The following is a 6723-nucleotide window of genomic DNA, read 5'->3' as shown; positions in this document are numbered from 1 at the left end:
CTGATCATAGATTTTCAGATAGCCATATCCCTTTTGCACTGGTTCATCGAAATTCAGACGCAAATATCCACTCAGGGCGCTATATTCAAATGTCGCTTGCGGAGCAGTATGATCCGCTGTTCGGAAACTCCACGTATTCGGTTCTGTGAAGTTTGTCAGCTCGCGATCGCCCCAATCCATAAATGTTCCCGACGTAGCTGTGACATAATAATCGGTATTGTCTGCTAGCGCTTGATTCGGTTCCACTTGTAGCGTCTGATTCCCACTGAACCAGTTATAGCTAGCTCCCGACATCGCTCCATCATGAATGGTCATCGTTTGCTGGATCGCATGATCCGCACTCCGATAAATACGAATACTTCCTTCTCGACCAAAATGCATCGGTTTATTGAAGAACATATTCAGGGATGCTTTTTCTCCAGCTCCAGGATCATACAGGTGCACGCTTTTCAAAGCTGGCGTGGAGACATCCGTTACATTAAAGCTCCATCCGGAATCGCCGGTTCCTGCATACGTATTACCTGAAAGGTCGTGGAACATGCCTGACCAGACCACTACTTTATAGCTGTGGTCGTTTTGCAGACCTGTCACATGGAACCAAGCACTATGTTCAGATAGACCCGTGGTATCGATATGGTAGCCCGAAATCATGGCATTTCCTGAAAATAAAATCGAAGCAGCCACTTCGTCTGTCGCCTGATCATAGATTTTCAGATAGCCATATCCCTTTTGCACCGGTTCATCGAAATTCAGACGTAGATACCCACTCAGGGCGCTATATTCAAATGTCGCTTCGGGGGCTACCGTATCGCTAGCTACCCTTGCATATACATCATTACTAACAGTATGAGGTTGTTGATTGTTTTCACTCTGGCTTTGCTCCATGAATGTATCAGCTGCCGAAGCATAGTTCATGGCCATTGGCATTGACATACTGCTTAGCTGAATAATCGTCAGGCTGACACCAATCGCTTTAGTTGTCTTTTCCCATTTTGCTAAACGTAATTTTTTCCTTTTTGTCATCGTTGTACTCCTTTATTTCTATATTTTAGCTAGCTCTTATTTAACTAGAGAGCACTTCTATCATATTTTCGTAAAATGGTCTTACTTCCTGATCGACTTGCAGTGTATGAGTAATAAACAGTGCATAATAATGCATAATCAACTTAGCTTTTCGCACAGGATTGCGTTCTTTCAACACATTTTCAACCTGACTATATAAAAGTTCATATTGAGTGCGACTAGCTGGAATAAGGAGTAATTTAGAATATAGATTATTCAGCCAGCGATCAAATGCACTGTCAAAAATAACGAAGAGTTGCTGTAATTCGTCTCGCTGTTCATGATTTGCATAAAAGTGCATATCTTTAAAAATATGTCTGAATTCTTCAAATGACCTGGTTAGCTCTTGGCGTTCTTTTTGAAGTAAAGCTAATTGATTAGCTAATGTAAATGAAGTCGAATTGGCTGTAGGGTGTAGAAGCCAATCTGTTTCAACTGTATTTGGCGTTAAATACTTAGCTCGGATATCTTTCAAGGCTATAAATGTAGTACCCTTGATATCAGCACCGCCCTGTGTCGTATTAAAAACGTCTTTTTTATTAAATAAGCCGATGTATAATTCCATCTCTTTCTTCATACTCATAAAAGCTGGATTGGTGCCTATCATATCGCCTTGTACGCTAGATGTTTTTACTAATGGAGCCCCTTCAAAATAATGCACAGGATCGATATGATCGATATGCTGTGCGTATCGTAATGCTCCTTTATAAGCGAAATTTTGACCGACTAGAATGATCGGCCCTGCGCCCATCATGCACAGTAGCTGTAAGGTAATAATTGCAATCGAAGAAGCATCATATACAACAGGTAACCCCGTCTGTGCAGCCGGCAAAAAGTAAGCTGCAATCGTGTCCTGACTCGTAATCATATGCCATTTCGGTCCCGGATAATTCCCCAAATCGATCCCACCTACTGACGAGCCAAATATAAGTGGAATATCGTCGATTCCTTGCTCCATCACCTGCTTGACCACGACACCGTTACCTGGATTCGGGTCATAGCTGCATATTGCATCCGGATGTATCCCATGATGAATTAATGTAGATAAAGCTGAGCCGACAGCCAGAATGTAGGCAGAGCGCTCCTGCTTGATCATTTTCAAGTGCTCTATTTCTTCATTCAGCGAAGGCCCTGCCGAGACGATAATAACGGGCTTATTATAGAAGTTTTCTCGCTTTTTTAAGATGTTAGGCGTACTGCGTACATATTGAAAATTACGCAGGCTATTGCTAAGCCAGAACACACTAAATTTATTACTGATCTGCAAATTGCCATGCTTTCCCTTGAGCGTGTTGGACAGTAGGGTGTTAAAAACCTGCTTTTCCTGCTCAAATACATGTGCATACGCGGAAAGTGCACAACTGGAAATCGTACCCGGTGTCCGATCAACAAACCCTCTCAGATGCTTCGCCAATTCCTGCTCATGATCACCCACAAACAGATTCCGCCACTGATCCATATTCCATTCATCCAATACTGCATGCTTCGTGAATTGCTGGAAAACCTCCACGCTCGGCTCATAAATAGAAAATGGAATATGCGGAAATTGCCGCTGAAATTGCAAAATATGATGTCCCAATCCCATCCCAAAAAACATCATATGATCGATCGATGCATTCTTTAATTGTAAAAATAAATCATGTGCTTCCTGCCAGGGAGATTCCTCATTATGTATGGTGGCTTCTCGGTTGCCATAACGGATATGCAAATTGCTATTATCGCCTGTATGAATAGGCTCAATTTCAATCGCTTTCGCCTGCGAACTCCTTCCCTGTAAGATGTCATCCAAATGTGGAAATTTCGTTTTTATTATATATTCATTTTTTAAATCTCCCATTTCATCCTCACTTTCTTATAATTTCAAAAAATTCCTTCTATTAATTGGATTATAATAAACTGCTAATCCTTACTATTATTAATCGGAAAAAATTGCGTCTTTTTTAGCGCTATTTTTTTTATTTAATTCCAGCACAATGAAAACCCTTTCATTTTTCTTCATATACATGTATGCTGAAGTTAATGACGCTAGCAAAATTACCCTTATCCATCTTCGTCACGCTATTTGGGCTGATCCAGCATGTTGGAGTCGAATTTCACGCAACCATAAATGTGAGATTGGAGGTTATCTATGTCCACTTCCTTTATTTCTCCGGAATGGGGTCTCAGTGTATCGGAAACCGTTTGCCCGGATGTACAGACATCGGTTAATCTGCTCGGGATTCATATGCGCGAGGTTAGCCGCGACTGGGAATGTCCGAGCCATGCGCATCATCAGTATGAGATCAATTATGTGCTTCAAGGGACACAGCAAATGAAGATCGGGGATTACAGCTATGTACAGCAGGCTGGTGATCTAGTTATTTTGCCTCCAGGGGTCAATCACATGAGTCGCAGCATTAGCGAAGGAACGCTGGTGTATGTATGCATTCATTTTGAAATGAATGATCGTGTATTCCTGTCCTTGCTGGAGCGAACCAATCAATTGATTTTCCGCAAAAATAGTCTTGCCGCCAGACAGATCGAGCCCTGCATTATGAAGCTCGTACAGGCAGCCGAGCATGGTGGACAGCATATGATCACTCGCCGCATTCGTTTGCAGGCGGCATCATTTGAGCTGTTCAGTGTGCTATGGGAGATTTTGCTGAACGAAGCGGCGCAGGCGTCTCCATCGACGTATGCCCATATGGAGCTGGCTCACCAGATTGCTGCCCGTTTACAGGCGATTGTCAGCCGTAATCTGACGGAGGAAGAGCGTCCAGAATCGCATTATGGCATCGACGACATTGCGGCTGAACTGGGTATCAGTCCGTCGCACTGCAACCGCATTTTCCATCAGGTATTTGCGATTTCCCCGCGCAGCTATTTATCCAATCTGGTCTTGCACAAATCCAAGCTACTGCTCGCCGATCCGCATATGTCCATTCAGGATATTGCAACCACACTCGGCTACCGGGATATTGCACATTTCAGTCGTCAATTCAAACGCTGGTCTGGCATTTCACCAAGTCATTATCGTAAAACACAGTTGCATATGAGTCAGCCGCTTGAAGCAGGTGTGTAATACATTCCGGCAATCTACAGGGGTGGAGGCTGTTCGTCAGAAACAGGCTACCCACTTTTAATGTAGAATCGTCTGAGCGGCTGTCCGATATTTGCTAGCGTTTATACCGTATATCGCATGCAGCCGGGCAGACGTGGCGCTATTGCCCGGTTTTTTTGTTTCGTTTAACCTGTTTTTGTCATGGCACTTCAGGCACCATTACCCATTCGATTATGGAGGATGATATCTTTATGCGCATGGTATTTCGCTGGTTTGGTGAGCAAAATGATACAGTAACTCTGGAACAGATTCGTCAGATTCCAGGTGTGGAGGGCATTGTCTGGGCGCTCCACGATATTCCTGTCGGTGAAGTATGGCCGCAGGAACGCATACGCGAGCTACAAACACTCGCAGAGCAGCATGAATTACATATCGAGGTCGTGGAGAGCGTGAATATTCATGAGGACATTAAGCTCGGTTTACCTTCACGCGACCGTTATATCGCTAATTACAAGCAGACGATTGAGCATCTGGGTGAAGCCGGGGTCAAGGTGATCTGCTATAATTTTATGCCGATCTTTGACTGGCTGCGAACCGATCTGCACCATCCGCTACCAGATGGCTCGAATTCGTTATTTTATGAATATAGCCGTATTGAAAATATCGATCCATTCGAGCTGGTCATGCAAATCCAGTCTAACTCTGCACTGACGATGCCCGGCTGGGAGCCAGAGCGACTAGCGCATCTGACTGAGCTGTTTGAAGCCTATCAGGGCTTTACAGAGGAAGACCTGTGGCGTAATGTGAAGTATTTTCTGGATGAGATTATTCCGGTTGCTGAAGCGAATGGCATCCAGATGGCGATTCACCCGGATGATCCGCCATGGTCGATCTTCGGATTGCCACGTATTATTCGCAATCAGGACAATATTCGCCGCTTCCTCAGCCTGTCGGATAGTCCAGCACACGGCATCACCCTGTGTACTGGCTCGCTCGGTGCTAATCCGGACAATGATATTATCGGGATGGTGCATGAATTTGCGGATCGGATTCCGTTTACCCATATTCGCAATGTGAAGGTGGAGCCGAATGGTGATTTTCAGGAAACGTCGCACCGGACGCAGGATGGTAGCGTAGATATCGCTGGAATCGTAGAGGCGTATCATGAGGAAGGCTTTACAGGCTATTGCCGCCCGGATCATGGACGCCATCTATGGGATGAGCAATGTCGCCCGGGCTATGGATTGTATGATCGTGCACTTGGCATTATGTATCTATGGGGATTGTGGGACGCTCACGCACGAGGTCAAGCGAAGTCCCTCGCATCTGCACAGCAGAGCAGCAAGGAGGATGCATCATGAGCGAACACGAGCAGCAGCATACACAAGCAGCTTCGGATTCTGCCCCTCCTACTTCTCCAGCTGCGCCAACGACGGGTAACAAGCTCGTTGACCAGACACTGCGTGAGGTCATTCGCCATGTAGAGGGCGAACAGCCGCCGACCGAAACAGAATTAAAGCCCTTACCGCTACATGATTCGCTTAGCGGCAAGGTGGTGGTCATTACAGGCGGGGCGGGTGTGCTGTGTCGCTCCATGGCATTGGAGCTGGCACGTCAGGGCTGCCGTGTAGCGATTCTCAATCGGACACTGGAAAAGGGTGAAGCGGTCGTTGCCGATATTCGGGCACAGGGTGGCGAGGCGATCGCGGTTGCCTGCGATGTAACGAAAGAGGATAGCGTGATCGTAGCGGAGACGGCAGTGACAGAGCAGCTAGGTCCGTGCGATATTCTGATCAATGGCGCAGGCGGGAATCGACCGGATGCGAATACAACGGGTGAGACGTTTAGCGAGCAGGATCTGAATGTAGAGAATATGCAGACCTTTTACGATATCGGGGTCGATGGATTCCGACAGGTGCTTGATCTGAATATGATCGGTACGCTGATTCCGACACAGATTTTCACCCGTCGCATGGTGGGACGTCCCGGCGTTACCGTGATCAATATCTCATCCATGAGCGCGTATAGCCCGATGACCAAGGTGCCTGCGTACTCTGCTGCCAAGGCGGCAATCAACAATTTTACGCAGTGGCTGGCGGTACATTTTGCTGAGAGTGGTATCCGAGTTAATGCGATTGCGCCGGGCTTCTTCCTCACGGAGCAAAATCATCGTCTGCTCAAACACGAGGATGGTTCACTGACAGAGCGCTCAGAGAAGATTATTTCTCATACACCCATGCGGCGCTTCGGTGTGCCGAATGATCTACTTGGTACGCTGTTATGGCTGTCTGATGCGGATACATCGGGCTTTGTAACAGGGATTACGGTACCGGTGGATGGTGGATTTATGGCGTATTCAGGTGTGTAGGGAGAGGTTGTATTGGAGGATGTCACGGCATTGCTATAGATGTAGAATGGTATAACGTGAAATGTTTGCTAGAGCGAGCGTGTACGCCTACGTGTATAACTCTGCCTATATCTATATCTATGTCTATGTCTATGTCTATGTCTATGTCTATGTCTATGTCTATGTCTATGTCTAAATAAAGCTTATGACGGTGTACCCTCTATCTAAACGAAATCGCCTATACGCTATGCTAAACTAAATACTAGACTAAAAA

Annotated in this window: 5 protein-coding genes; 3 read left to right on the top strand and 2 right to left on the bottom strand. The window is 45.9% G+C overall.

Going from position 1 to position 6723, the window contains the following annotated elements:
* Both IEX62_RS22445 and IEX62_RS22440 read right to left on the bottom strand, forming a co-directional pair.
* The coding region (locus IEX62_RS22445) for an Ig-like domain-containing domain (RefSeq protein ID WP_188778493.1) at window positions 1-1023 on the bottom strand (1023 nt) is incomplete at its 3' end.
* Window positions 1024-1063: 40 nt separating this feature from the next.
* A complete protein-coding gene (locus tag IEX62_RS22440) occupies window positions 1064-2899 on the bottom strand; it encodes a motility associated factor glycosyltransferase family protein (RefSeq protein WP_188778490.1) in 1836 nt (611 codons plus the stop codon).
* 291 nt (window positions 2900-3190) lie between these two features.
* On the opposite strand from IEX62_RS22440, the gene IEX62_RS22435 reads away from it, so the two are divergent.
* From IEX62_RS22435 to IEX62_RS22425, 3 genes are all read left to right on the top strand, one after another.
* On the top strand, window positions 3191-4123 hold the full coding sequence (locus IEX62_RS22435; RefSeq protein WP_188778488.1) for a helix-turn-helix transcriptional regulator: 933 nt from the start codon (window positions 3191-3193) through the stop codon (window positions 4121-4123).
* A 230-nt stretch (window positions 4124-4353) separates the two neighbouring features.
* A complete protein-coding gene (gene uxuA / locus IEX62_RS22430; protein ID WP_188778486.1) occupies window positions 4354-5463 on the top strand; it encodes a mannonate dehydratase in 1110 nt (369 codons plus the stop codon).
* Entirely contained in the window at window positions 5460-6470 is a 1011-nt protein-coding gene (locus IEX62_RS22425) for an SDR family oxidoreductase (protein ID WP_188778484.1), read from the top strand. The genes uxuA and IEX62_RS22425 overlap by 4 nt, the downstream gene beginning before the upstream one ends.
* Window positions 6471-6723: the final 253 nt, after the last annotated feature.

The sequence above is a fragment of the Paenibacillus hunanensis genome (genome assembly GCF_014645615.1).
GTDB lineage: Bacteria > Bacillota > Bacilli > Paenibacillales > Paenibacillaceae > Saccharibacillus > Saccharibacillus hunanensis.
This window is presented reverse-complemented; position numbering and strand designations above follow the sequence as displayed.